We start from the raw sequence: 26,999 nt of genomic DNA, 5'->3' as shown, positions 1-26,999 counted from the left end.
ACGTCATTCTCTACGTTAAGAGAAACGCATAACAAGTACAGGAGGATTGACCTCGGTGAATAACAAAAGATGGAGAAATGCGGGACTATACGCGCTATTACTAATAGTCGTCATTGCGTTGGTTACGGCGTTTTTTGACAAACAGCCATCAAGTAATGCTAGATGGACTTACAGTCACTTTCTTGAGAGAATAAACAAGGGTGATGTTGCTCAGGTAAAACTGTTTCCTGATCGTAGTGCTGCTAGGGTTAAAGACCAGAATGGTAATCAGTATGATGTAAATTTAGTTGAAGACCCAACATTAATTAATACGCTTACCGAGAAGAAGATAGATATCAGCGTTTTGCCCCAAACCGACGAAGGATTATGGTTTAAGGCACTCAGCACCTTATTTTTCCCAGTATTGCTATTGGTAGGTTTATTCTTCCTGCTACGACGTGCTCAAAATGGTCCCGGTAGCCAAGCGATGAACTTTGGCAAGTCCCGCGCTAGGGTACAAATGGAACCCCAAACTCAAGTCACCTTTGGTGACGTTGCGGGAATTGACCAAGCTAAACTCGAACTGAACGAAGTCGTAGACTTCCTCAAAAACGCCGATCGCTTTACCGCCGTTGGTGCCAAGATTCCTAAAGGTGTATTGTTAGTCGGCCCTCCTGGTACTGGTAAAACCTTGTTAGCTCGTGCTGTTGCTGGTGAGGCTGGTGTACCCTTCTTCTCCATCTCCGGTTCGGAATTTGTGGAAATGTTCGTTGGTGTGGGTGCATCCCGTGTCCGCGACTTATTTGAACAAGCAAAAACCAATGCACCCTGTATCGTCTTCATCGATGAAATTGACGCAGTTGGTCGTCAACGGGGCGCTGGCTTAGGTGGTGGTAACGATGAGCGGGAACAAACCCTGAATCAGTTACTTACCGAAATGGACGGGTTTGAAGGTAATACCGGCATCATCATTATCGCCGCCACCAACCGCCCTGACGTACTTGATGCAGCTTTATTACGTCCCGGACGTTTTGACCGTCAGGTAGTGGTAGACAGACCAGACTACGCTGGACGGGTGGAAATTTTGCGGGTACATGCCCGTGGGAAAACCTTGGGTAAAGATGTGGATATCGAACGCATTGCCCGTCGTTCCCCTGGTTTTACAGGTGCAGACTTGTCGAATTTGCTCAACGAAGCCGCAATTTTGGCTGCACGTCGTAACCTGACGGAAATTTCCATGGATGAAATTAACGATGCGATCGATCGTGTATTAGCTGGTCCTGAGAAGAAAGACCGAGTTATGAGCGAACGTCGCAAGCAATTGGTAGCTTACCACGAAGCTGGACATGCTTTGGTTGGCGCTTTGATGCCCGACTACGACCCTGTACAGAAAATTAGCATTATTCCTCGCGGTCGTGCAGGTGGTTTAACTTGGTTTACCCCCTCAGAAGACCGGATGGATAGCGGACTCTACAGTCGTTCCTATTTGGAAAACCAAATGGCTGTGGCTCTGGGTGGACGCATTGCTGAAGAATTAATTTTTGGTGACGAGGAAGTAACTACAGGTGCTTCTGGAGACTTACAGCAAGTGGCGCGAGTTGCTCGTCAAATGGTAATGCGCTTTGGTATGAGCGATAAGTTGGGACCTGTTGCTCTCGGTCGTCAGCAAGGTAATATGTTCCTGGGAAGGGATATCATGTCAGAACGTGATTTCTCCGAAGAAACTGCATCTGCAATTGATGGAGAAGTGCGTAAGTTAGTTGATATTGCTTATGATAGAGCCAAGCAAGTGCTGGTTAGTAACAAACATGTTCTCGACCAACTTGCAGAGATGTTGGTAGAAAAAGAGACTGTGGACGCGGAAGAATTACAAGAATTACTTGCTAACAACGATGTACAAACCGCAGCCTTTGCATAAAAGCTGTAATTCTTGATTTTGTCATTTTCTACTCTCGCAATTAATGTTTTGCATATTCGGGTGGGCACAATGCCCACCTTTTTCGGTTTTAATTTCCATGTCGCTGTTCCTAATTCTCTTAAATCCTGATTACTGAGTCATATCGAGTCTGGTAAGTCAGTTATGATTAGTTTTTTTGTGTGTCCCTCTATCTCCCCATCTCCACGTCAGTTTTATCGTTTGTATGTAGGCGGACATGATATCAGTGGGAACCTAGTTGATCATGATTAATTCTTAGTCGATATGTATTATTTTCTGCTGACATTTTTGTTACATTGAATTAAAAATAAGTAAAAATGCTCAAAAAAGCGTATTTTAGAAAACAGTATTTCTAGTCTTATTGGGTTAAAAATTCAACCATCAGAAAAACTTGTTTGCGTCAATTTTCTATTTCTACAAAACTCATGATTCAAAGTGTAAAATCTATCCCAGCCTTTGACAACAAGCAACAATACGCTACTATCGAAGCCGAAATTAGTGCTGCTGTCCTAGAAGTTTTAGCATCGGGTCGCTACATCGGTGGACCAGCAGTTAGTTCCTTTGAACAAGCATTTGCCACCTATCACCAGGTCAAAGATTGTATTGCTTGTAACTCAGGCACAGATGCTCTCTACTTAGCTTTACGTGCTTTTGATATTGGTGCGGGAGATGAAGTAATTACTACACCTTTTACCTTTATTGCGACTTCTGAAGTCGTGAGCGCGGTGGGTGCCAAGCCTGTTTTTGTTGATGTTGACGCAAATACCTACAACTTAAACTTACAGCAAGTCGCAGCAGCCATTACACCTAAAACCAAAGCAATTATTCCAGTACATTTATTCGGTCAACCTGTGAATATGACAGCTTTGATGGCATTAGCGAAGCAGCATGATTTAAAGGTGATTGAAGATTGCGCGCAATCAACAGGTGCAACTTGGAATGGTGAAAAAGTTGGTAGTATTGGCGATATTGGCTGTTTTAGCTTTTACCCGACGAAAAATTTAGGTGGCTGTGGGGATGGTGGTGCGATTACCACTAACAGTTCCGAGATTGCTGAGAGAATGCGAGTGATCAAAAATCATGGACAATCGAACCAATATTATTACAGTGAAGTGGGGGTAAATAGCCGCTTGGATTGCATTCAGGCTGTAATTCTCCACATTAAATTGCGATATTTAGATAATTGGAATGCCAAAAGAAAATTAATTGCATCTCGCTACAATCAATTTTTATCTCAAATTCCCGACATTCTCACACCTCAAGAAATTTCCGGTGGTGAAAGTGTGTGGAACCAATATACAATTCGTATTCTTGATGGGCAACGGGAACAGGTGCGTAAAATGCTACAAGAGAAGGGCGTAAATACAATGATTTACTACCCGATGCCATTACACTTACAGCCTGTTTATGAAGATTTAGGGTATAAATCAGGTCAATTACCAGTTGCCGAGCAATTGAGTCATGAAGTAACCTCATTACCGATGTTTCCCGAACTCAGTGAAGAACAACAAGATCAAGTAATCTATGCGGTTAAAGAAGTAATGGGTTAGGAATTGGGAAGAGGGAATTTGTAATTCCCATTCCCTAGATTCTAAATTAAGGAATGAAAATTAAATAACCTACAATTTTCGATTTGCTGGGGAATGGTGCGTTACGCTCCGCTAATAGCACCCTACTTTTGTACTTTATTTAATCCACATTCCTAAGCAAAGTAAATTCAGCAAACTGAATTAAGCAAAATTATGCGATGAGGTATTGGTGGTTGCTAAAGCCTCAACTAAACTACGTACAGCAGCAATCATGGCAATTTCGCTATTAAGTTGGTTAATTGCAGAACCAACTCCAACACCAGCAGCGCCAGCAGCAGTAGCCAAAGGTGCTGTGACATTAGAAATGCCGGAAGCACAAAGTACGGGTACAGAAACAACGCGAGAAATTTCGTAAGCAGCAGCTAAGGTTGGTGTTGCTTTTTCGATTAATCCCAGAGTGCCGCCATGTGTTGGTTTACTGCTTGTCCCACCTTCGGTTTGAATAATATCAGCACCAGCTTTGACTAGTTCTTCAGCGAGTTGTACTTGCTTATCTAACGTGAGGATGTGGGGTACTGTAACTGAGAGAGTGATTTCTGGAAGTAATGCACGGGTTGTTCGGGTGAGTGCGAGAACTTCTGGGGCTGCAAATGTTCTACCTTGGGCGTAGAAGGAATCAAAATTTCCGATTTCAATCAAATCTGCACCAGCCGCAACAGCTTGGAGAAATTTGTCTGGTTCGACGGCGGAAACGCACACAGGTAGACTAGTGATACTTTTAGCCAATTTCACTAATTCCACATCGGCAGCGATATCGACAAAAGTGGCACCACCAATTTCGGCAGCTTTTACCACTGCTGCAACATTTGCCGCATCGAAGTTGTTTAAACCGCTTATTACTTTGAGGGCGCGGCGAATTGCAAATGCACGTTGAAGTGTAGAATGCATCGTCATAGTTAGTGTGTCAAGCATTAAATTAGAATCATTGTGACACTATGAGTACACTTCCGGCTAGAGGCTGAAGATATCAGTGTTATATTTTGTTTGGTATAAACTGATGAATCCCATGGCGTTTCATTCCCAGATTGAAGTTATTAGATTTAGATATAATCAAATATGGTCAAATATTTGCGATCGCCTGGTAATTGATTCAATTATGGTTAAATTAATTAATCTGGGATTTCTCAGTTATTCAGGGAAAATATCCTTAAGTTTTGGAAACATCCATAGAAGAATAAATGGAATAAATCAAGGGTGAGACTAGCTTCAATAGTCTCACCAAAATAATTATTTTGCTAACTGGGGTTATGATTCTTTAGATATTGTCAGAAAATTGACTAAGCAAGGACAAAATCAACATCATTAGTCCCAGCAGTTTCTGATTGCCCAGATGTTAATAATTCTCCATTTACATCAACAGCAAAGGGGGTTCCAGCTAAATTGAGATTGTAATCAGTTTTATCCCCTGTATAGCCAACACTGGCAACCATTTTACGTCCCGCATCTGTGTATTGGAACGCCATCATTTGATTTTTTTGTTGTGTGTTATCAAAAGCCCAAATTACCATGTATTGTTGACCTTGATAGTCAAAAATTTTGGGCGGACGATTGGGTGTATATCTACCGGCATTGCCAAAGCTAGCATCTAAAAAAGCTTGTACGGAAGATGGTTCTACAGTCGCATAGGCAACCTCATCGGGTGATGTTGCTTCGGCATCTCCTTGACTTTCGTCAACTACTTCTTCTTTTCCACGATTTTGAAAATAATCAACTGCTGCTTTCGTTCCAATTGCACCCACAGCAGCAACACCTGCACCAACTAATACATTACGAAGTAAGTTACTCATAGTTTTACCTAATGGGTAGAAAGTTCCGTGCATCATATTATCATTCCCTGCACCGGATGATAAATTTATTCATTTGGTAATAGAACAAAAATATCTGAATTTAACGCTTAAACAAATAAATAAATTTAAATTGATGATGTCGTTAATGCTTAAATTAATCTTTGAATAGGAGTCAGTAATACTGCGAGTGAGAGATAAAACTTAAACACAATTACTATTAACAGTAACTATGAACCATCGCGCTTTATTTCCAGCTTTAGCCAACAAAGCTTATTTTAATTATGGCGGACAGGGACCAATGCCACAAGCTGCAATTGATGCAATTATGGAATCTCAAATGAAAATGCAGCAGTTGGGACCTTTTGGGAATGGGGTTGTTCCTTGGATGAATGAACAAATGTTTTCAGTGAGAAATGCGATCGCATCTCATATTCAGACTACACCAGAAACGATCACCCTGACTGAAAATGTCACTCTTGGCTGTAATATTGCCATGTGGGGTATTGATTGGCGAGTAGGTGACAATTTATTACTTACGGACTGCGAACATCATGCTGTGGTGGGAATTGCTCAAACCATCGGCAAGCGCTTCCAAGTTGAAGTCACAACCTGTCCAATTCTCAATGCCAATAATCCGGTGGATGTGATTGCTGAATATCTTCAACCAAATACTCGTTTGCTTGTTGTCAGTCACATTCTTTGGAATACAGGACAGGTTTTAGAACTCGAAAAAATCTCGCAAATATGTGCCCAAAATCATACCCTGTTATTAGTAGATGCTGCACAGTCATTTGGTTCTATACCCCTTGATATGCAGCAATTAGGAGTCGATTTCTACGCTTTTACGGGACATAAATGGATGTGTGGTGCTGCTGGTTTGGGGGGATTGTATGTCAGTCCTCAAGCTAAAGAGAAATTACTACCGACATTTGTTGGCTGGCGGAGTGTGATTACAGATACACAAGGGTATCCCCAAGCGTTTCAAGCAGATGGACGTAGTTACGAAATTGCCACATCCGATAATTCCTTATTTGCAGCTTTAAAAGTGGCAATGGATATTCATGAACAATGGGGAAATATTCAATTACGTCACGAACAAATACTGAAAAATAGTAAATATTTGTGGGAAAAATTACAGGATATTCCCGAAGTTAAATGCTGGTTATCTTCACCACCAGAAAGCGGTTTAGTCTCATTTCAAATTCAGAATTCGCCAGCACAAACTAGCCGAAAATTAGTTAATTTTCTCGAATCCCAAGGCATATTCACCCGGACAATTGCTAACCCTGATTGCATTCGTGCCTGTGTACATTATTTTACCTTAGAATCAGAAATGGATCAGTTAGTTGCAGCGATCGCAAAAGAATTAAGAATTTAGCCCAATAAGTTACTGCTCCGCAGTAGAAGATACACGGAAAAATTCTGTATAATACCTAAATAGAAGGGTAAAAAAGAAGTTTTCCGTATATTCAGACAAGAATCCGTTGTAATGGTTGATGTATTAGGATTAAGAAAAAGATTATGCGGTAAGTTTCCATATAATAAATAGTTAGACCGACAGATTGCCAGTGAGAACGTAGTTAAAGGTTGCTTGTAAAGATATTTCATGAGGGTGTTCTTCACAATGAATGGAATCTGGAATTTTCTTCTGAGCAAGTCCCCCGACTTTGCCGCACAATTGGTGGTGGGTATAATCCTTTTGTGGCTAGGGATGAAATTTTTTGTCAGGAAAAAGATTGTTTTATATAAAGTGTTAGCTGAAGATAACTTGCTGAATATTGCAGACGAAAATGCAAGGCAGCATATACAAGTACGCTACTTAACTACAGAGAATCAGTATGACGTTATAGAAAATTTGTATTTGTTTAAGATAAGAATCTTCAATGCAGGAGATGTTGAAACTAAGGTCAGTGATTTTGATCCACCAACAATCACAGTGGAATTTGGAAAAAACGCCAGGGTTTTAGGAGCCACCATCGAAGAGCGTTCTCCGCGAAATCTTCAAATAAATCCAACTTGGGCTTCAAACGGACTTGAGCAGCTTAGTCGTATTCTTGATGGTCAACCTATATCACTCAACAAAATTGAGGTGCCTCCGGTACAGCTTAATCCCAGAGACTCATTTGTGATATCTGCTTTAGTTACACAGCCTGAAACGATTGTGGTTAGTGGCAGAGTTCTAGGTGGTAAATTTGCAGAAAAGAGAAATGATAAGTCAAGACGCATAAAAGTAAGTATCTTTTTCTTGATGGCTATCTTTACGGCTATGTTTATTTATGTGATTGGTGAATTTTTCCCGTCTATTCGATTAGCTACGTTTTTTTTTCTTTTTGGGCTTATGTTCATTATTTGGATACTTGTTATATTGGATCAGGTTGAAGTTGTTTGGTAGTGTTAACAGCTTAACAAGTTTTCATGTGTTTTTCGGGTGAACTAGTAGCACCTTCTGAGGAAGCCGAAGGTTTGCTACTATCAAGATAGTGAACTTAAAGGTGCTTATGACACTAGCAATCGTGGCTGAAGCGGCTCCTCTGCAAGCAAATGAAGATGGTGTAATTCTCGTCGGAAAAACTCGTGTAACCTTAGATACTGTAGTTGCGGTCTTTAATCAAGGCGCAACAGCCGAGGAAATTGCTCATCGGTATCCGTCCTTAAATCTAGCTGATATCTACGCCACAATCGCCTTCTACCTTAATCATCAATCGGAAGTAGAAGTCTACCTACACCAGCGACAGCAGCGATCGCAAGAGATTCGTGCAATGAATCAAGCGAGATTTGACCCACAAGGTTTGCGCGATCGCCTACTTGCCCGTAAAACCGAGCAAGAAGCATGTTGAAATTTCTTGCTGATGAGAACTTCGATAATACGATCGTTCGAGGGTTATTTCGCCGTAATCCGACACTTGACATCGTTCGTGTGCAAGATGTTGGGTTATCAGGCAAAGATGATCCGACGGTTTTGGAGTGGACGGCACAAGAGGAACGAATTTTGCTAACTCACGATGTCGCTACGATTACTCGCTATGCCTACGATCGAGTAAGGGAAGGTCAGCCCATGCCAGGAGTAATCGAAATCAGCACAGATGCTCCCATCGGTCGGGTTATTGAGGATTTGCTTGTATTAGTAGAGTGCAGTCAGGATGGAGAGTTGGAAGGGCAAGTTCAGTATCTCCCGTGGTGAGGCGGTCTAACAACGCCCATGCACCCGACCGTAGTTGTTGAAATAGACATTTCTGCTGGAATCCTAGAGCAAGCACAAAACAAAAATGACACAAAAACTGTATGAACTTTTTTCAGCCATTTTCCCACAAAGTCAATTAGCCCAAGTTTAATTATTAAGAGTGACACGAAGACTTAGGGGCGAGGGGAGGTGGAGAAATTTTCATGCTCAGGGATTAGCCAAGCACGGTATCATCCTTTTGAATAAGGTGCTAAGGCTAAAGTTTTCGTCACATCGGTAAGGAAAACACGATCGCACAGGTTAAGTAACTCAACCTCAGTCTGTGTTTGTCGCATTAGGCGCAGAAACTGACCTTCAGCATCGACTAAGAGGGCAATGTAATTGAGGAACATTTTCAGGTAGCCGACACGCGATCGCACGGGTATATTTACTGAGTTAGGGGTTTGCCATAAACGGTCAATATAGTTGCGTACCTCTACCAAAGGCACAGGTGCGATCACTTCTCCTCGCAAAGCCTGGCGAATTTGCTTAAAAATCCAAGGATTTGCGATCGCCCAACGCCCCACCATCACACCCGCCGCACCTGTTTGAGCAAGTACAGATAGGGCAGTTGTGGCAGAAGTGATATTGCCGTTGGCAAGAACTGGACAATCAACCCGGCTCACAGCTTCCGCAATCAAATCATACTTGACTTCTCCGTGGTACATATCTTTCACCGTACGACCATGCAAAGAAAGTAAATCAATGTTGTGGCGAGCAATGATATCTAAAATTTTGTAAAAGTTATCCGTATTTTCAAAGCCTACACGCATTTTCACAGTTAAAGGGCGATCGTTGACTGTAGAACGCAGTTCCGCCAAAATCTGATCCACTTTTTCCGGTTCACGTAATAATCCACCGCCAACATTTTTGCGATAGATTCGAGGAGCCGGACAACCCATATTCAAGTCAACTCCAGCTATATTATAGCGACAGAGTTCCCGTGCAGTTCTCACTAAGTCGGGAATGCTTTCGCCAATCATTTGAGCAAAAACGGGGCGACCTGTATCATTTTCAGTGATTGCTGCCAAAATACTACGATTCAGGCGTGAGGTATCATTGACGCGAAAATACTCGGTAAAGAAGTAGTCAGGACTACCATAATGAGCAATAACCTTCATAAACCAGAGGTTTGTCACGTCCTGCATGGGAGCAAGAGCCGTGAGGGGCAAATCTGGATGCAGCGATTGGGGGAGCAATACCTTAGGCATAAATGATGAAGGGCGATTAACAAAGCATCACTGTATCAATAAAGTGGTTAAGTAGGTCGGTGTTAAAAACTGTCGTTATGACAAGGCAGGAGGCAGAGGGCAGAAGGGAAGAGGGTTTTAGATAAATTTACTTTTCTCTATATACTACTCTGCGAGAAGCCGCTCCGCGTCTACGGTTTATTTGCACCGTTCTACTTACTGAGGTGGGAGCCGAATAACCTAATTTAACTTGAGTGCGATGGCGATCGCAAATTACTTGGTAAATGTTTGGGCGCTGGGGTTTGTCAGGCTTTACCGTATAATTGGAGCGGTTTAGATTTGCAAAAATTATCTTGGTTTTCCTACTGTGATACCATTTCACGAAAAACCTTAAAAATATCTAAGTTCTCAAACGCTTGTCAGACTTGGATTGATTAATTGCGACTTGCGAATTACGTAGCTTGCTTCTCGCGACAGCGAGTATTGTGAATTAGTATGATTTCCTCTCCTGAAAAACTACGACAATTGTTAGCTAGCCCCGAAATAATCGTCATCCCCGGTGTTTACGATTGCCTCAGCGCCAAACTTGTCGAACAATTAGGTTTTGATGTGGCTGCAACAAGTGGTTTTGGTATTGCTGCATCTACCTTGGGTGTACCTGATTATGGCTTGATGACTGCCACTGAGGTTATGTATTCTGTCAGCAGAATTGCTCAGTCTTTGACTATTCCCCTGATTGCGGATATGGATACCGGCTACGGGAATGCTTTGAATGTGATGCGAACTGTTGAGGATGCAGTGCGATCGCAAGTTGCAGGTATCATTTTAGAAGACCAAGAGTTTCCCAAAAAATGCGGTCATTTTGAGGGTAAGCGCGTTATCCCCACTGAGGAACATGTGAGTAAAATCAAGGCTGCCGTAGCAGCACGAGGTGATAGCGGTTTAGTAATTATTGCCCGTACTGATGCCCGCGCTGTCTTGGGTTTGGATGCAGCGATACTGCGGGGACGTGCCTATATTGAAGCGGGTGCGGATGTGTTGTTTGTCGAAGCTCCTCAATCTGTGGCAGAATTGCAAGCGATCGCTGATGCATTTACTGGTGTCCCGTTGGTTGCAAATGTGATTGAAGGCGGTAAAACTCCCCAACTTTCGGCAATCCAGTTACAGGAAATGGGTTTCAAAATTGTCTTTTTCCCACTCTCTACTTTGCTTGCTGTCACCAAGGTGATGAAATCTTGTTTACAGGAGTTGAAAGCGCAGGGAACAACGGCAAATTTTACAGAAATGGTAGATTTTAGCGATTTTAAAGAATTGATTGGTGTACCGGAATATTTGCAAATTGAGAAGCAGTTTGAAGTATAGGTGCAAAAGCCCATCACCCATCTTGGACTGTGGAGCGTCATCACACAGTAGGGTTTGGATGACGGCAATACAGGATGTACGTACATAGCTTAGTAAGAGAATTCAAGGACTAGCTGGGATTGTAACCGTTGATTGTTACGGCTATTTTTAGCCATATTTGACTTAACTACAATTTGATAGTTAGTAATAAATAATTCTTTACCTTTAGCGGCACAACCTTGTTTGTAGTTATTCATTCCATACTGAAATTCCCATTCTCGAATATGTGCTACTTTAAAATTTTCTCTGATATAAGGAGAATCATCATAGGTTATTAACCAGTTTTGTTGACAATTTATCACTGAGGATGCGAATCTCTGATGGTCAAAAGATGTGTGTAAATAACCATCTTTTCCATATAATTTGGATTTAGTTGCTGTAAAGTAAGGTGGGTCTAAAAATATAAATAAATATTTCTCATCTGGAGAGTTTGAGTAGCCAGAACCCTCAACGGATAAACTTTCATTTGATGGATGTAGTAATTCGCTATAATCTAAATTAGTAATTTTTATATCTGGTGTTAATATTTTTTCTAATTTTTCAAGACGAACTATAGACGAGTCAGTAAAACGTTTATGAAAAGCTTGCTCAGAAAAACCTCCAGATTCTACAGTCCCAGAGAAAGTAATTCGATTGAGAATAAAAAAGCGTACTGCTCTATCAAAATCGGCTAATTTGTTAACATCTACACTTGTTAATTCCTCAAATAATGATTTTCCATTTGTATATTCTTTTTTCACATAGCGTATCTCTGTTACTAATTTTGGTAAGTGAGATTGTGAATATTTCCAAAATAGAAAGAGTTCGCGATTCAAATCGTTAATCCAAATTTTGAGGTGGGGAAATTTTTGTTTTAAGTATATAAATACAGAACCACCACCTACAAAAGGTTCCCTATATTCGGAAAAATCATCTGGTAAACATTCAACGATTTGGTTGATGGCTTTTGATTTACCACCTGGATAGCGTAATGGACTTTTTATCATAACTACTGCCATAACTTTCTCATTTTAGATATCGCAAATAAATTATATCTCATAATATATACTTGCTAATTACTTGATATTTCTATTTTTAGCTTGTGATTATTCTCTGCTTCCAAAGCGAGTTTTTTAATTATTTCTTTTTGATTATTTTTAAATATTTTTGAATTATTCTCTAGAAAAGATTCGATTTCTAAGGGAGAAGCATCAGGAAAAACTATAGACCCTACTATATTTTTAGCAGTTAATTTTAACTTAGCTATAAAAGAGACCGATTCTCCATTTAGAGTAAGTGAATCTAGATTAGAAAATAATATCAATTTAAATAATCCATCTTGAATATCTGGTAATTTTGGCAAAGAATCTTGAGAAGTATTTTTAGATTCTTGAATAATATAAGTATCATTTTCATGAAATATTTCATCTGGTGTTAAATAGTAAACACCTCCTAAATAATTTTCAATACTAAAAGTTGCTTTTAAACCATCAACTAAATATTCTAGCTTATGGGATGTCAGGGCTTCCCTTTTGCTAGCATTCTGAGAACCTTTCAAAGAAATATTTTTAAACTCTTCAAACTCTTCTATAATTTTTTGTAAATATAGCCTTTCCTAGGCTACTGAGGTACGCATAAACCTTTCTAACTAAGAATAAGCCGCTAAAATGTACTTCACTAGGTTGGGAAGCGCTATAGCTATCCATTCCCTGTCGAGAGTGAATTGAAACCCCAACTGTTTTGGAAATTGAATCATAGCAATCAAGAGCTTTTGTAAAAATTTCTACAAAACGTTCTTCAAAGAGATTTTTATTCCAATGAAGTGCACTTTGGTGATATGCTAAAATCTCATTAATTTGTAAATTAACAAATTCTTGATTAAACTTTTGATTAGTCAACTTCTGTTTGTTACTCTGATTTCTCTTTGAACTTTTATCAGCACTTTCATAATAAGCAAGTACAATATAAATATTAAGTAAATTCATCCATGAAATAGTTGAATACTGAATTCTATCCCTATCTCCATCAATTCCTTCATCTTTAATCACTGGAATAATTGTTATTACTTTAGAGGAATTATAAGTATTGTAAATTCTAGCAAAAGGATAGCTTCTAGTTCTTTTAGGTGATACCCATTGTGAATAAGCTATTTCAGTATTAGGAAATTTAAGTAATCCAAATGTATTTGCTCTATTAACATCAAAATCATCGAAATTAACCTTTTTTAGCTCCTGGTTTAGATAAGTTTTATAACTTACTCCCCTAATAAAGCCAGTAAAATGTAGAATTTCTTTCATGTTTGCCGGATAAATATTTTACTTTACTAATGCACTAATGCACAAATCCATCTTGAATGTTACTTTATTTCGACTGGAGACTGACAGCTTAAGATGACAGAAAAGATGTATTGACAATCTGCTCAAAAAATGTATTAGTTCAAATTAGCGAGATTTACGCAAGTTGGTTATAAGTTTTTGCGTAATTATTTAGGCGAAGCTGATATCACCTCTTTCCTCATCTTGCTCATGCTCATCTAAAGAAAAACTAAGTTTATGCGCCAATTTCCGTGAATCTGAATAGACTCAAAAAAAGTGGGTTTGGATGCGGGTAAGAGAATGGTAGTTAAGAAAAACAAGCATGTGGGATTTGGCGCGAAGAATCCAAATCCCGAACTTCGCCAAGCGGAAGGATTGATTAGAAAGGGAAAATTAGCAGAAGCACGACACATTCTCCACCAGTTGAGTCTGGATTTTCCCCAAAATCATGAGATACTAACGCATTTGGTTAATGTTTGCTACGATTTGCAGGATATTCCTAATTATGGACGTGCTTGCGAATTACTATTGGCGATCGAGCCAAAAAATGCTGATGTTGCCTATGGACTCAGTGGTGCATATTTAATTACTAGGCATCCACTGATGGCTCTAGAAGCCTTCCGTCATGCCTTAAGCAATTTTCCTAGCCATGAAAAGGCTGATATGGCTGGGGAAGAAGTGGAAAGATTGGAATTAGGTTTGGACAAATTACTGGCGGATATTGGTTTAGATGGCGAAGAGGGCTATAAGATAGCACTGCTGCACGAACGGGGTCAAGTATATTTAGAACAAGGTGAATACGTGAAAGCACGGCAATCAGAAGCAACAGTAGTGCAATTACGTCCTAATTTTGTTTCAGCATACAATAACTTGAGTTTGCTGAGTTTCCTCGAAGGAAATTTGGATGAAGCTATTCAAATTTGTGAGCAAGTTCTCAATATTGAAGCCGATAATGTTCATGCCCTAGCGAATTTAGTACATTACTATTGCCTGCAAGGAGATTTTGAACGGGCAAAGGAATTTGCGGAAATTCTCAAAGCCTCTAAGGCTCAAGCTTGGGACGTTTTAACGAAAAAAGCTGAAGGGTTAAGCTATGTGGGTGATGATGAAGGTATTGTACAGATATATGAAACAGCCAAAGCAGCTGATGATTCCGACTTAGAAGCTAGCGCTGGTACATTTTATCACTGGCTAGCGGTAGCAATGATGCGCTTGGGTAAAGTCGATGCAGCTCGCGAACATTGGCAAAAAGCTTTGGATTCCCTAATCAGCAAGCAACTAGCTCAAGAAAATCTCGATGACTTAAAAAAATCGCCTTCCCAGCGTCATGCACCTTGGGCTTTTCATTTTGGGCAATGGGTGACACAAAAAACCCTCGATGAACTCAAACAAGTCACCCTTGTGAGTGGGAAATCTCAGAATGAAGCACAGGTATCACAAGCCTTACAGCAATATTTTGCCGATCATCCCAAATTTATCAATATTATATCTGCCTTGCTAGACAGAGGCGATCGCCAGGGACGGGAATTTGCTTTTAGTTTGGCTTTAGCGGTGAAAACGCCAGAAATGCAAGCTGTTTTGCGCGAGTTTGCCTTGAGTCAACGTGGAACCGACGAGATGCGCCACAAAGCAGCCCTGAAGCTATCAGAAGAAGGTGTTTTACCAGAAACTATCCGCATGTGGTTGCAGGGTAAATGGCAAGAAATTAAGTTAATTAGTTATGAATTTCACGAAGAACCGACTATTAAACATTCTCGCCAAGTTCTGAAAATCATGGCACAAGCGATATCGTTAATGAAGACAGGTGAACAGCAAAAATTGAAACATGCTGAAGTTTTGCTGAAAGATTGTCTCGCGATTGAACCTGATTCTCCAGACTTGTTAAATAACTTAGCACTTTGTTACCAGTATCAAGGGCGTAGTGAAGAAGGAGAAAAGTTACTACGTGAAAATATGCAGAGGTTTCCCGATTACGTCATGTCGCGGGTTGTGCTGGCTAGCAGACATCTACAAAATGGGGAACTTGATGCAGCAGAAGAGTTACTTAAACCATTGGAGCGGCGAAAACGGTTTCATTTCCAAGAATTTGCCGCATTTTGCGATACCTTGATTGAGTTATTACTAGCGAAGAAACAGCGTGAAGGTGCCAAAGCTTGGTTGCGGATGTGGGAAGGTGTTGATCCTGAGAATCCTGCTGTATTGAAATGGAAAGCTAAATTTGGGGGTGGGTTAATGCAGAAATTGGAAAAAGGAAGTTTTTGAGAGGTATGAACTGACGATAAAAAAACAAAAAGCACTACGTACATACGTAGTGCCATAAAAGCTTGGCTGGAGGAATTAGTAGAAAGTAGTGTTGTTTGGAAGCTGGAAGAAGTTCTGACAACGACTAGTACGTGAAGGCAGAAGTAAGAAGGCAGAAGGCAGAAGGAATAAAGCTTATTTCAGAAGCTTTTTGTCATTTTAGAATGGTTGCTTCATTTCCGCCGTACTGTACTAGTATCAAACAGGGAGCATCCCAAATGTGTAAATTAGCTTTTTTGTAGTGATGGCTCTCTAGCCTGTTTCCTGAATTAGGGAGCAAGATGCTCCCACTACAAATTTTATTTTTGCAAAATTGGAATACTCCCTATCAAACATTACTAGAATGAAGAGATTAAGCTAAATCGAACAATAAAATTTCTCCACCAACTTCGGTGCTAATTTCCATTTTTTCTTCGCCACTAATTTGTACAGCATCACCTGCACGCAGTTCTTCACCGTTCAAAGTTACTATTCCTTTAGCTACTTGTAACCATGCATGACGATGTGGTTGTTGATGATAATTGATGACATCACCAGTATTTAAAACTGATACGTACAAATCTACATCTTGATGAATTGTTACCGCTCCATCACGTCCATCTTTTGCCGCAATTAAACGTAATTTTCCGCTACGTTCTTCGATGGGAAATGCTTTTTGTTCGTATCTTGGTTTGAGATTTTTTTCATCTGGTAAAATCCAGATTTGTAATAAGTGAACTGCCTCAGTTTGAGAATGATTGTATTCGCTGTGCATAATCCCAGTGCCAGCACTCATGACTTGTGCTTCACCTGGGAGAATCACTGAGCCTGTACCCAAGCTATCTTTGTGTTCTAGCGCACCATCTAAAACATAAGTGAGAATTTCCATATCTTTGTGACCGTGGGTTGCGAATCCCGCTCCTGGAGCAATTTGGTCATCATTAATAACTCTCAAAGAGCGAAATCCCATCCGGTCAGGGTCATAAAAATTACCAAAAGAAAATGTGTGACGGCTATCCAGCCAACCAATTTTTGTAGTCCCGCGATGATTGCGATCGTGGATGAGGTGGGTAACAGTGTTTTGAGACATTATTTACTCCTTATTGGTGTATTTGTGAGATTTTTTAATAGGGATTAATGGGCTGATTTTTTGATATTTCTAGAAGTTTTTTTGCATATTTCAATATTAAGATATTTATACACAAAATGAAAAGTACGCACTCAAAAGTGCGGTACTTACTAAAAGGATACTATTAACAAAGTCTGGGGGTTTAATTCCCCTGCTCTACAGACAGCTTGTTTTATGTCCGGGTAAAATCCCCGTCACAAAACGCAATTGCGAATTGCGTAGCTTGCTTCTCGCGGAGCGAGTATTGCGAATTGCGAATTGTTTTAATACCCATGATCATAAAATCAATGTTTTACTTCTTATTTATCCGTCGCAATAATGTGCATATCAATGTGTTGATGTCTGATTAGCTCCATTAATTTTTGCGTAAACGAACCTTTGAAAAACCTTCTCCATTTGGATTGCTGACTTTCACCAATAACAATCTGGGTGACATGTAACTCGGTGGCGATATTTGCGATTTCCCTAGGAACATTGTGACTACTCACTTTGAAAAACTCACCACCAAATTCTTGACATAGTTTCCAGCAGGTTTCAACATGCAAACTTTCTTCTTTGGTGAGGAAGCGCTCCGGATCATTAACAAAAACAGCATAGAGTCGCGCATTCATATAATTAGCAATTCTAGCTCCCCGACGTAATAATTGTACGGAATTTGGATAAGTGGATATACATACTAATACTCGCTCATGAACGCTGCAACTCTGTCCTGGTGAGGGTGAGGAATTTGCCTCCTCTTCAACTGTATCGGCGACTTCTCGCAATGCTAGTTCCCGGAGGGCAATAAGATTGCGTCGTTGGAAAAAATTCTCTAAGGATTGCTCGATTTTTGCTGGAGCATAAATTTTACCCTCCCGCAAACGCTCTTCTAAAGTTTCTGGAGTAACATCAATTACTACTACTTGATTAGCTTCATCAAGTAGGCGATCGGGAATACGTTCGCGAACCACGACACTGGTAATCCTCGCCACTAAATCATTTAAACTTTCTAAATGCTGGATGTTAACTGTGGAGTACACATCAATACCTGCCGTTAAAATTATCTCTACATCCAGGTAGCGTTTTTCCCGTGGAGAACCGGGGACGTTTGTATGAGCCAGTTCATCAACTAGAACTAGTTGTGGGGAGCGAGCAATAATAGCATCCACATCCATTTCTTCCAATGTAACATTTTTAACTACTGTCGTTTTTCTCGGAATCACCTCCAATCCCATTGCCTTTTCTGCGGTTTCTTTGCGTCCGTGGGTTTCCAAAATACCTATAACTACGTCAATTCCCTCTTCTTTGAGGCGATGGGCTTCTTCCAGCATTTTGTAGGTTTTTCCTACCCCTGGAGCCATACCGATAAAAATTTTATGTTTGCCACGCTGATGAGGACGAATGTAGGATGTATCGGGTGAGGGTTTCGACGAGTAGTACATAAAGAAGAATAGAGAAGTTATATCATGTCTAGTTGAATACTTAATTATTAAGACTGACACGGAGACTTAGAGACCCGGGGACGCGAAGAAATTTTAATTGTAAGTGATTAGCCGAACATAATATTAGAAGTCAGGAAAATTAACTATCTAAGGCTAAGTTGAGTTTGAGGACGTTGACTCCAGGTTCACCAAAAATACCCAAGAATCTATTATCTATACTTTGTTGTACCAAAATTTTAATTTGGTTTGGGTCAAGATTCCGAGATTTAGCAACACGTTGAATTTGGGCTTCGGCAGCAGCCATACTAATATGAGGATCTAAACCTGAAGCGGAAGTATAAACTAAATCGGCAGTTGCTGTGACTCCAAATTGTTTTAAACGTGCGGTTTCCTTTTGGATACGTTTTTGCAAATCTGGGTTACTAGGTGCGAGGTTACTAGCTCCAGAGGTTCCTGTCTTCTCAATGTCTGTGTTTGTACTGTAGTCAACAACACTTGGACGACTCCAAAAGTATTTTTCTTGGGTAAAAGGTTGACCAATTAAAGCCGAACCCAGCACCGTATTATTCTTTGTCATTAAGCTACCATTCGCTTGATAGGGAAGTAAGATTTGCCCAGAGAAAATCATGAAAAACGGATAAATAAATGCTGTTAACAACCATAAAACCAAAGTAGAACGAATCGCTTTACTAATTTGACGTGTTTGACTCATTTTTTTAACTCCATTTGTTTGTGTAAAATAACTTTCACAGTTAAGTAGCCAGGTTTAGTTAAAAGTAGGATGTGTTAGGTGTAGCCGTAACGCATCAAAGTCTTCTTCTGCATGGGTTACGCTGCGCTAACCCATCCTACAAAGGTTTTATATTTAATTGCACCTTCCTACTTAACGTCAAGTGTCGCAGAGAATCTATTTATGAGGGAGCAAGATGCTCCCTAATCTCCAGGAAGCGGGCTAGAAGACTGCACTACAAAAAAACAATTTACACATTTGGGATGCTCCCATTTACAAAACTCTACGTTTAAAAATATTCATTCCCAAAAATTAAAATCTCTCCGGTTGAAAAATCACAACAAATAAATAAATAGACAAAGATGCGATCGCAAGTCCCAAAAGACCTATGGTATATGCTTGCCAGCGTGGTGTATCCCCTGGTGTTGACGCTTGTACAACGGGAGCTAGAAATAAATTAAAGCAAAGTACGATCAATAAACCGAGAGGAATTCTGTTATCTTTTCTCCCTAAGAATACAAATAATTCTGAAAAATCTACCAAAAAATACTTCATATCGTTCCTTCCTAAATTAAATTATGCTAACCCAATCGCAGTAATCAAAACATCAATAAATTTGATAGCAATAAAAGGAGCAATTACCCCACCCAAACCATAAATAAAAATGTTTCGTTGTAATAATTGGTCGGCGCTCAGAGGTCTAAATTTCACACCAGTTAATGCTAAAGGGATTAAAGCTGGAATAATCAAAGCATTATAAATTAACGCTGATAAAACCGCAGATTGGGTACTTGCCAAACCCATCACATTCAAAGCGCTCACACCAATTCCTGGGAAAATAGCCGGAATAATTGCAAAATATTTAGCGACATCATTGGCGATCGAAAAAGTCGTTAAAGCTCCACGGGTAATCAATAGCTGTTTGCCAATCGTCACAATATCAATTAACTTTGTTGGGTCTGAATCTAAGTCCACCATATTCGCGGCTTCTTTTGCTGCTTGCGTACCGGAATTCATGGCAACACCGACGTTGGCTTGAGCAAGTGCGGGTGCGTCGTTGGTACCATCTCCAGTCATTGCCACTAATTTACCCTGCGCTTGTTCGCTGCGAATGACCTCAATTTTATCTTCGGGGGTAGCTTCAGCAATAAAATCATCAACTCCTGCTTCCTCGGCAATTACCGATGCTGTAACCCGATTATCTCCAGTTAACATGATGGTTTTAATCCCCATCCGTCGCATTTGGTCGAACCGTTCGTGAATTCCTGGTTTGATGATGTCCTTGAGGTAAATGACACCGTAGAGGTCATTATCTTTACACAACGCTAAGGGAGTTCCACCCAAACGGGAAACCTTTTCAAAAGCAGTATCGAGTTCGGAAGTTAATTTCCCATTTCGCGATGTTCCTTCGGAACCACTTCGTGAACGCACAAATCCTTTAATTGCATCTACCGCACCCTTACGTACTTCTATCCCGTCGGGCAAATCAGTACCACTCATCCGCGTTTTGGCAGAAAATTCTAGACCTTCAGCTTTACTAGTCTCAAAATTAATCGTCGCCCCCAATTTTTCAGCTAGCTTGACAATAGAACGTCCTTCTGGTGTCTCATCGAATACACTCGATGCCAAAGCTACCTCCGCCACGCTATTGAGTGAATGCCCATTTACAGGGATAAATTCCTCAGCCATCCGGTTTCCCAAGGTGATTGTCCCAGTTTTATCCAATACTAGTGTATTGATATCACCACAGGCTTCCACCGCTCGTCCAGAGGTGGCAATGACATTAAACTGAGCAACTCTATCCATCCCGGCAATCCCGATCGCACTTAATAAACCGCCGATAGTTGTGGGAATTAATGCCACTAACAGGGCAATTAATACAGCAATACTCACTGGTGATTTTATATAAACGGATACTGTGGGGAGGGTCGCAATTACTACCAAAAATACTTGTGTCAGCACAGCGAGTAAGACAGTCAAAGCAATTTCATTGGGGGTTTTACTGCGGTTCGCACCTTCCACTAAGGAAATCATCCGGTCAATAAAACCCTGTCCGGGGTCTGCGGTGATACGAATAATCAACTCGTCGGAGGTGATGCGGGTTCCGCCAGTCACAGAACTGGCAATATCTGTTCCTGGTTGTTTGAGTACGGGGGCAGATTCGCCAGTGATGGCAGATTCATCCACCGAAGCGATGCCAGCAATAACTTCCCCATCAGCAGGAATAATATCACCAGCAATCACTTTTACGCGATCGCCCCGACGCAAGGCTGTGGAACTAACTTCCTGGGTTGTGTCATCAGGGAGGAGTTTCCGGGCGGTGGCATCGGATTTTGTTGCCCGTAATGAGTCTGCTTGAGCTTTCCCCCGTCCTTCGGCGACAGCTTCAGCAAAATTAGCAAAAACTACGGTAAAGAACAAAATCACGGTAATTAAACCGTTAAATAATCGCGGATTTTCTCCGGGGGAGATGCCAAATAGGTTTGGTTCGACTGTTACTAGTGCGGTGATAATTGTACTTACCCAAACCAAGAACATCACCGGGTTCTTGAGCATGTGACGGGGATATAATTTGACGAATGCTTGTTGAAATGCCTTTGAGTAGAGTCCAGAGGTTTTGACTTTCGGGGTATGTTTGCGTTCTTGACGAGTTTTTGTTGTGGGTTGCATAGTTGATTTGGGAATGGGTTAATTGGCAATTTGTGATTAAGAAATCTGCATTCTCAACTTCATCCCCCCTTGGCAATTAAAAATGCCTCGGCAATGGGTCCCAAAACCAAAACGGGGAAAAATGTTAATGCACCAAGAATCAATATCACCCCACCTGTAACCCCAGTAAAAAGTCCGGTATCGGTTCGCAGGGTTCCTGATGTCATGGGAACTGCTTGTTTGCGGGACATCCCATCAGCTAGTAATAGCAAGGCAAGGATAGGTATGTATCGTCCAAGTAAGATACTGATACTTGTGCTGAGGTTCCACCACAGGGTGTTATCTCCTAGTCCTTCAAAACCAGAACCGTTATTAGCAGCAGCAGAGGTATATTCGTAAACCACCTGGGAGACACCATGAAAACCTGGGTTACTGATACCTCCTAATGTGTCAGGGAAAGCAAAGACAATTGCCCAAGGAATTAAAACAGCGAAGGGATGAACTAATAGGACAACACTACTCAGGATAATTTCTTGTTTTTCGATTTTTCTGCCTAAAAATTCTGGGGTTCTTCCTACCATTAACCCAGTCAGAAATACTGCCAAAATTAGGTAAATAAATAAGTATGCTGTACCTGTTCCCTGTCCTCCCCAAATTATTTGCAGAAACATATTGGATAGGGTTGAAAAACCGCCAGGAGGCATTAAAGAGTCGTGCATTCCGTTAACAGCACCGCACATGGTGGCGGTTGTGGTGACTGCCCATAATGCAGTTTGTGCCCAACCAAAACGAACTTCTTTTCCTTCTAAGTTAGGTTGTTGTTCTCCTAATAAATTGTTAATTAGAGGATTCCCATTAAATTCACCGATAGCTGTAATTACTATCAGGAAAACAAAAATCACAAAAACCAGCCAAAATACTAACCATGCTTGCTTCAGGTTGTTAGCAAACATGCCATAGGTGTAGATAAATGCTGAAGGAATAGCTATCATTGCCCAAGTTGTTAGCAGATTCGAGAAACCATTGGGGTTTTCATAGGGATGGGCTGAGTTGATGCCAAAAAATCCACCACCGTTTTCACCTAATTGTTTTATGATTTCAAAATGGGCAACTGGTCCACGGGCAATTGTTTGAGTGACACCTTCCAAAGTTGTGGCTTGAACTGGTGCTGCCAGGGTTTCGGGTACACCTGCAAATATTAAGAAAAATGCACCAATTAGGGAAATCGGTAAAAGGATATGGGTAATTGATTTAGTCAAATCAATATAAAAATTACCTAAACTTCTGCCAGTTAAACCTCGAATAAAAGCAATACCTACTGCCAAACCCGTTGCAGATGAGGTAAACATGAGAAAGCCGAGCGCAAACATTTGGCTGGCATAGCTAAAGGTTGTTTCCCCAGAATAATGTTGTTGGTTTGTATTAGTGACAAAGGAAATTGTGGTGTGTAATGCTAAATCCCAAGAAGGGGCACTAAGTCCGGTGGGGTTGAGTGGTAATATTCCTTGAGTCATGAGAATGAGGAATACCAAAATTCCCATTGCAATATTACTGTAAATTACTGCGATCGCATATTGTTTTCCCGTCATCTCATGTTGGGGATTGACTCCAATTAGAGGATAAATTATCTTTTCTACGGGGGAAATTACTGGGTCAATAAATGTTTTCTGCCCCATATATACATTCGCCATGTATTTCCCTAAAAAGGGAGTAGAAGCAATGACAAGAAGTAATGTCAAAGCTATTTGCATCCATCCTTGTAGCATTAATTATCAAAGTTCCTAATAAGATAAGTTATACCAATTCTCCAAAAGAAAGTAACAGATAGGGACGCGGTGACGCGGAGATAGAGAGACACGGAGATTTATTTTATGTGTTGCCAGATTTTGGAGAAATGATATTACAACTGTGTGTAAGTTGATATTGGAGAAAATACTCATCGAATGAATAATAAATCGGATGAGTTTGTTTGAGAATGTAATTTATCTCTGGAATTTGTGAATAATATAACGCCACAGCGAGTAAATCATCTCCGCAGTGAATTTCTAGTTCTTAACTCGCTAAAATAACTCGACTATTTCTCACAATCGCCAGGATAAAACAGTTTTCAGGTAGCTGTAACTTATTCACAGATACACCGCAAAACATACTATTTACCTGAATTTTAACTGTAGTGAATCTCACTGACATAAAAATATTTTTTACATTTTTTGGTAAATGTGTTGGTATTGGATTTGATTTATTTCTAGGGATTTATATCTCAACTTCAATTATTGATTAATTTTCTGAAAACAACAAGTAATTAGATGATATAAAAATGTGTTTACTTTTTCGTTTAGTGTTTAGGGAATGTTTAGAAGCAGAGATATATCTTGATGAACACTAATCAATATCCTCCCAGCCCTTGCAGAAAATGGGTATACAAATCTCAATTGAAAGAATATTTATGAATATAGTTATGATAGGATTAAGTCTAAAATAGTTAAAATAAATATATATGGATATAGAGGTTTTTATATAAGTGAAATAAGTTTTTCTTGCTCCCATTGCCTTGCAGGGGTTTGGGGTTAGGTTGGTGTATTGGATGCAACCGAGAAGCGCTATATATGGACGAAAAATCAACAAAAATAAATATCTACTTCATCAACAATGATTATTTAACATAGGAGATTAGCGTGAATGATGTTTGGGAAAGCCAAATCCCTATTAAATAGCTCACGTTTGAGCAAAACATTACTAATTGTGGGAATATTTCTACTTTTGGGAGTTCTTGAATATTCCACCCCAAATGATTACGTTTTTGGCTATCTCTATAGCGGAGCCATATTACTGGTAAGTTCTTGGTTTGGGGAAGTTGCCACTTTACAAGCAACATTGTTTGCAGTCAGCTTAACGATGTTAAATATCTGGATACCAGGAGGAGAAGCTGTTATAGTTTCCACAATCGCTAGTCGCGCGATCGCTTCAATAGCTTTGATTGTAACAGGTTTTTTAAGCCAAAAATTACAACGATCGCAGGAAGCTATTAATACCACTACGGCTAAATTAGAAGCGCAGGAAAAATTAGCCCGACTACGGGAAGACTTTGCTTCTACCCTCACCCACGATTTGAAAACACCCCTTCTCGGAGCAATTGAAACCATCAAAGCTTTTCAACAGGAAGAATTTGGTGCAGTTAGCATGACTCAGCAACAAGTTTTAGCAACGATGATACGCAGTCATGAGACTTCGTTAAAATTTGTGGAAACATTATTGGATGTTTATCGAAATGATGCTGAAGGTATCAAGTTAAATTTATCACCTGTGGACTTAGTAGATTTAGCGGGAACTGTCGTCGCGAGTTTGATTCCTTTAGCAGCTAAACGCCGCATTCATATATCTTTGAATTATGGAGAGTCAGATTTTCGGCGTTCGCTATGGGTATTAGGCGATACATTCCAACTCCAAAGAGTATTTACAAACCTTCTCATCAATGCCATCAACCATTCTTGCAGAGGCGATCGCATTGAAGTGGTGTTTGACTCCCAAGCATCATACCAGGTAGTGAAAATTCTGGATACGGGTGCAGGTATTTTACCAGAACATTTTCCCTATTTATTTGAAAGATTTTATCAGGGATACAGCGACAGACAAGCCAAAGGTTCAGGGTTAGGACTTTATTTATCACGGCAAATTATCACCGCTCATGGGGGTATAATTTGGGCAGAGAACAGAATTGATGTGGAAACAGGAGCGATGTTTGCCTTCAAGCTGCCAGTGCATCTGTTCCCACCTTAATTCCCTAAGAAACGTGGATTGATAAGATGTCATCTACTCGACTAAAAATCCTCTTGGTTGAGGATGATGAATTGTTTTTATTGGGGTTACGCGTCAGATTACAACAGGAACCAGGATTAGAAATTGTAGCTGAAGCGGAAGATGGGGAAACTGCCATAGAATTAACTTCCCAGTATCCTCTTGATATTGTTCTCTTGGATGTCGGATTACCAGGAATTGGAGGTATCGAAGCTTGTCGTCAAATAAAACAGCAACATCCTCAATTACCTGTACTAGTCTTAACCTCCCACTCTCAACAAGCATTGATTTCCCGTTTGATTGAAGCTGGCGCTCAAGGATATTGTTTAAAGGGTATACCTGCCGAAAAATTGGTGTTAGCATTGCGTTCTGTTGCTGCTGGTGCATCTTGGTGGGATGAAACGGCAACCAAAGAAATTCGCTCGAAATTCACATTTAACTCCAATGTTTCCGAAATAGAATACATTGCCAATACCTCAATTGCAGCAAATCCACTCACACAAAGAGAACAGGAAATCCTTGTATTATTGGCACAAGGCAAAACTAATCAACAAATTGCCAATGCACTATATATTACCTCTGGGACAGTCAGAGTCCACGTCCATACAATTTTACATAAATTAGAGGCACGCGATCGCATTCAAGCAGTTGCCGTTGCCATAGAAAAAGGTTTAATTGCTGGTGAGATATCGAAATATTAACTAATCATCCTCAATTTCCGCATCCGCAAGTTCAATACCCAAGGCAATTTGATAAATATGGCGACGATTCATCGAAGTCAACTGTGCTAACTGACGACTTGCTTGCGATCGCGACACTTTTTGACTCATAATTTTCTTGAGTTCGACAACTATTTCGGCATCCGAAAGCTGAGGTTTATCCGCTTCTACTCCGGCGACGACTAATGTATATTCACCCTGTGGTTCTTTTTCTTGATAATACTTACAGGCATCTGCGATTGTACCTCGCCAAAATTGTTCATAAAATTTTGTTAATTCTCGTGCCAAAACAATTTGTCGCTGTCTTCCCAATACTTCTGCAAAGTCTTGTAAAGTTGCTCGTAAACGATGGGGCGATTCGTAGAAAATTAAGCTGCGGGTTTCTGTTTGCAAAATTTCCAATTGTTCGCGTCTTTGATGGGTTTTTGGTGGTAAAAATCCCTCAAACACAAACTTATCTGTGGGTAAACCACTTGCAGATAAGGCTGTAATTGCAGCACTGACACCAGGGATAGGTACAACCAGAATACCAGCATCAACACAAGATTTTACCAGTTCGTAACCAGGGTCAGAAATGCCAGGCATCCCTGCATCGGAAACAAGTGCGATCGTTTTTCCTTCACTGAGTTTTTGGAGTAATTCAGGAATACGACTACTACTATTATGTTCGTGGTAACTGATTTGCGGAGTTTTGACTTGAAAATGTTGTAATAATTTACCAGTATGGCGAGTATCTTCCGCAGCAATTAGATCGACGTTTTGTAGTGTTTTTACAGCCCGAAAAGTCATATCTTCTAAATTGCCAATTGGTGTACCGACAATGTAAAGTGTACCTGGTTTAATTTCCATATTTTAGGTAATTTGTAATTGGTAACTGATA

At 40.3% G+C, this 26,999-nt stretch carries 23 protein-coding genes; 10 read left to right on the top strand and 13 right to left on the bottom strand.

The features are described 5' to 3' along the window. Window positions 1-55 precede the first annotated feature (55 nt). Both ftsH3 and VB733_RS21395 read left to right on the top strand, forming a co-directional pair. Window positions 56-1,897, top strand: coding sequence for an ATP-dependent zinc metalloprotease FtsH3 (gene ftsH3, locus VB733_RS21400; protein ID WP_323342076.1), 1,842 nt, complete (start codon window positions 56-58; stop codon window positions 1,895-1,897). 443 nt (window positions 1,898-2,340) lie between these two features. Then, entirely contained in the window at window positions 2,341-3,465 is a 1,125-nt protein-coding gene (locus VB733_RS21395) for a DegT/DnrJ/EryC1/StrS aminotransferase family protein (RefSeq protein ID WP_323342075.1), read from the top strand. Window positions 3,466-3,645: 180 nt separating this feature from the next. On the opposite strand, the gene VB733_RS21390 is transcribed toward VB733_RS21395, so the two are convergent. Together VB733_RS21390 and VB733_RS21385 are read right to left on the bottom strand one after the other, a co-directional pair. After that, window positions 3,646-4,398 (bottom strand): DUF561 domain-containing protein, encoded by a 753-nt coding sequence (locus VB733_RS21390; protein WP_323342091.1) that lies wholly within the window; start codon window positions 4,396-4,398, stop codon window positions 3,646-3,648. Window positions 4,399-4,781: 383 nt separating this feature from the next. Beyond that, window positions 4,782-5,291, bottom strand: coding sequence for a hypothetical protein (locus tag VB733_RS21385; RefSeq protein ID WP_323342074.1), 510 nt, complete (start codon window positions 5,289-5,291; stop codon window positions 4,782-4,784). A 229-nt stretch (window positions 5,292-5,520) separates the two neighbouring features. Between VB733_RS21385 and VB733_RS21380 the strand changes: the two genes are divergently transcribed. The 4 genes from VB733_RS21380 to VB733_RS21365 all read left to right on the top strand — a co-directional run bounded on the left by VB733_RS21380 (window position 5,521) and on the right by VB733_RS21365 (window position 8,472). Next, on the top strand, window positions 5,521-6,669 hold the full coding sequence (locus tag VB733_RS21380) for an aminotransferase class V-fold PLP-dependent enzyme (RefSeq protein WP_323342073.1): 1,149 nt from the start codon (window positions 5,521-5,523) through the stop codon (window positions 6,667-6,669). Window positions 6,670-6,915: 246 nt separating this feature from the next. Next, window positions 6,916-7,683: a hypothetical protein gene (locus VB733_RS21375; protein WP_323342072.1), complete on the top strand. Its 768-nt coding sequence runs from the start codon at window positions 6,916-6,918 to the stop codon at window positions 7,681-7,683. Between the two features lie 106 nt (window positions 7,684-7,789). Beyond that, window positions 7,790-8,128, top strand: coding sequence for a DUF433 domain-containing protein (locus VB733_RS21370; RefSeq protein WP_323342071.1), 339 nt, complete (start codon window positions 7,790-7,792; stop codon window positions 8,126-8,128). Then, window positions 8,122-8,472: a DUF5615 family PIN-like protein gene (locus VB733_RS21365; RefSeq protein WP_323342070.1), complete on the top strand. Its 351-nt coding sequence runs from the start codon at window positions 8,122-8,124 to the stop codon at window positions 8,470-8,472. The genes VB733_RS21370 and VB733_RS21365 overlap by 7 nt, the downstream gene beginning before the upstream one ends. Before the next feature lie 230 nt (window positions 8,473-8,702). Here the strand turns inward: VB733_RS21365 and VB733_RS21360 are convergent, their stop codons facing one another. Further along, window positions 8,703-9,722 carry a tRNA-dihydrouridine synthase family protein gene (locus VB733_RS21360; protein WP_323342069.1) on the bottom strand — a complete coding sequence of 340 codons (1,020 nt, stop codon included), beginning with the start codon at window positions 9,720-9,722 and terminating at the stop codon, window positions 8,703-8,705. Between the two features lie 477 nt (window positions 9,723-10,199). Here VB733_RS21360 and VB733_RS21355 point away from each other — a divergent pair, with 477 nt between their 5' ends. Beyond that, window positions 10,200-11,063 carry an oxaloacetate decarboxylase gene (locus VB733_RS21355; RefSeq protein WP_323342090.1) on the top strand — a complete coding sequence of 288 codons (864 nt, stop codon included), beginning with the start codon at window positions 10,200-10,202 and terminating at the stop codon, window positions 11,061-11,063. A gap of 89 nt (window positions 11,064-11,152) precedes the next feature. Here the strand turns inward: VB733_RS21355 and VB733_RS21350 are convergent, their stop codons facing one another. From VB733_RS21350 to VB733_RS21340, 3 genes are all read right to left on the bottom strand, one after another. Continuing rightward, window positions 11,153-12,088, bottom strand: a complete 936-nt coding sequence (locus tag VB733_RS21350) for a DNA adenine methylase (RefSeq protein WP_323342089.1) — start codon at window positions 12,086-12,088, stop codon at window positions 11,153-11,155. Window positions 12,089-12,153: 65 nt separating this feature from the next. Then, window positions 12,154-12,639 carry a hypothetical protein gene (locus tag VB733_RS21345; protein WP_323342068.1) on the bottom strand — a complete coding sequence of 162 codons (486 nt, stop codon included), beginning with the start codon at window positions 12,637-12,639 and terminating at the stop codon, window positions 12,154-12,156. A 19-nt stretch (window positions 12,640-12,658) separates the two neighbouring features. Continuing rightward, window positions 12,659-13,378, bottom strand: coding sequence for a hypothetical protein (locus VB733_RS21340; RefSeq protein WP_323342067.1), 720 nt, complete (start codon window positions 13,376-13,378; stop codon window positions 12,659-12,661). A 318-nt stretch (window positions 13,379-13,696) separates the two neighbouring features. Between VB733_RS21340 and VB733_RS21335 the strand changes: the two genes are divergently transcribed. Continuing rightward, window positions 13,697-15,658: a tetratricopeptide repeat protein gene (locus VB733_RS21335; protein ID WP_323342066.1), complete on the top strand. Its 1,962-nt coding sequence runs from the start codon at window positions 13,697-13,699 to the stop codon at window positions 15,656-15,658. A gap of 391 nt (window positions 15,659-16,049) precedes the next feature. Here VB733_RS21335 and VB733_RS21330 read toward each other — a convergent pair whose 3' ends face one another. The 6 genes from VB733_RS21330 to kdpA form a co-directional block, all read right to left on the bottom strand. Then, on the bottom strand, window positions 16,050-16,766 hold the full coding sequence (locus VB733_RS21330; RefSeq protein WP_323342065.1) for a pirin family protein: 717 nt from the start codon (window positions 16,764-16,766) through the stop codon (window positions 16,050-16,052). A gap of 338 nt (window positions 16,767-17,104) precedes the next feature. Beyond that, window positions 17,105-18,226 carry a sensor histidine kinase KdpD gene (locus tag VB733_RS21325; protein ID WP_323342064.1) on the bottom strand — a complete coding sequence of 374 codons (1,122 nt, stop codon included), beginning with the start codon at window positions 18,224-18,226 and terminating at the stop codon, window positions 17,105-17,107. A gap of 139 nt (window positions 18,227-18,365) precedes the next feature. Next, entirely contained in the window at window positions 18,366-18,938 is a 573-nt protein-coding gene (kdpC, locus tag VB733_RS21320) for a K(+)-transporting ATPase subunit C (RefSeq protein WP_323342063.1), read from the bottom strand. A 330-nt stretch (window positions 18,939-19,268) separates the two neighbouring features. Beyond that, window positions 19,269-19,511, bottom strand: coding sequence for a potassium-transporting ATPase subunit F (locus VB733_RS21315; protein WP_323342062.1), 243 nt, complete (start codon window positions 19,509-19,511; stop codon window positions 19,269-19,271). Window positions 19,512-19,532: 21 nt separating this feature from the next. Continuing rightward, window positions 19,533-21,626: a potassium-transporting ATPase subunit KdpB gene (gene kdpB, locus VB733_RS21310; RefSeq protein ID WP_323342061.1), complete on the bottom strand. Its 2,094-nt coding sequence runs from the start codon at window positions 21,624-21,626 to the stop codon at window positions 19,533-19,535. A 59-nt stretch (window positions 21,627-21,685) separates the two neighbouring features. Next, window positions 21,686-23,371, bottom strand: a complete 1,686-nt coding sequence (kdpA, locus tag VB733_RS21305) for a potassium-transporting ATPase subunit KdpA (RefSeq protein ID WP_323342060.1) — start codon at window positions 23,369-23,371, stop codon at window positions 21,686-21,688. 913 nt (window positions 23,372-24,284) lie between these two features. On the opposite strand from kdpA, the gene VB733_RS21300 reads away from it, so the two are divergent. Together VB733_RS21300 and VB733_RS21295 are read left to right on the top strand one after the other, a co-directional pair. Then, window positions 24,285-25,382, top strand: coding sequence for a HAMP domain-containing sensor histidine kinase (locus tag VB733_RS21300; protein WP_323342059.1), 1,098 nt, complete (start codon window positions 24,285-24,287; stop codon window positions 25,380-25,382). A gap of 26 nt (window positions 25,383-25,408) precedes the next feature. After that, window positions 25,409-26,101 (top strand): response regulator transcription factor, encoded by a 693-nt coding sequence (locus tag VB733_RS21295; RefSeq protein ID WP_323342058.1) that lies wholly within the window; start codon window positions 25,409-25,411, stop codon window positions 26,099-26,101. Here the strand turns inward: VB733_RS21295 and rsmI are convergent, their stop codons facing one another. Then, window positions 26,102-26,968 (bottom strand): 16S rRNA (cytidine(1402)-2'-O)-methyltransferase, encoded by an 867-nt coding sequence (gene rsmI, locus VB733_RS21290; protein WP_323342057.1) that lies wholly within the window; start codon window positions 26,966-26,968, stop codon window positions 26,102-26,104. Window positions 26,969-26,999: the final 31 nt, after the last annotated feature.

This window comes from Calothrix sp. UHCC 0171, assembly GCF_034931845.1.
Classification (GTDB): Bacteria; Cyanobacteriota; Cyanobacteriia; order Cyanobacteriales; family Nostocaceae; genus Brunnivagina.
This window is presented reverse-complemented; position numbering and strand designations above follow the sequence as displayed.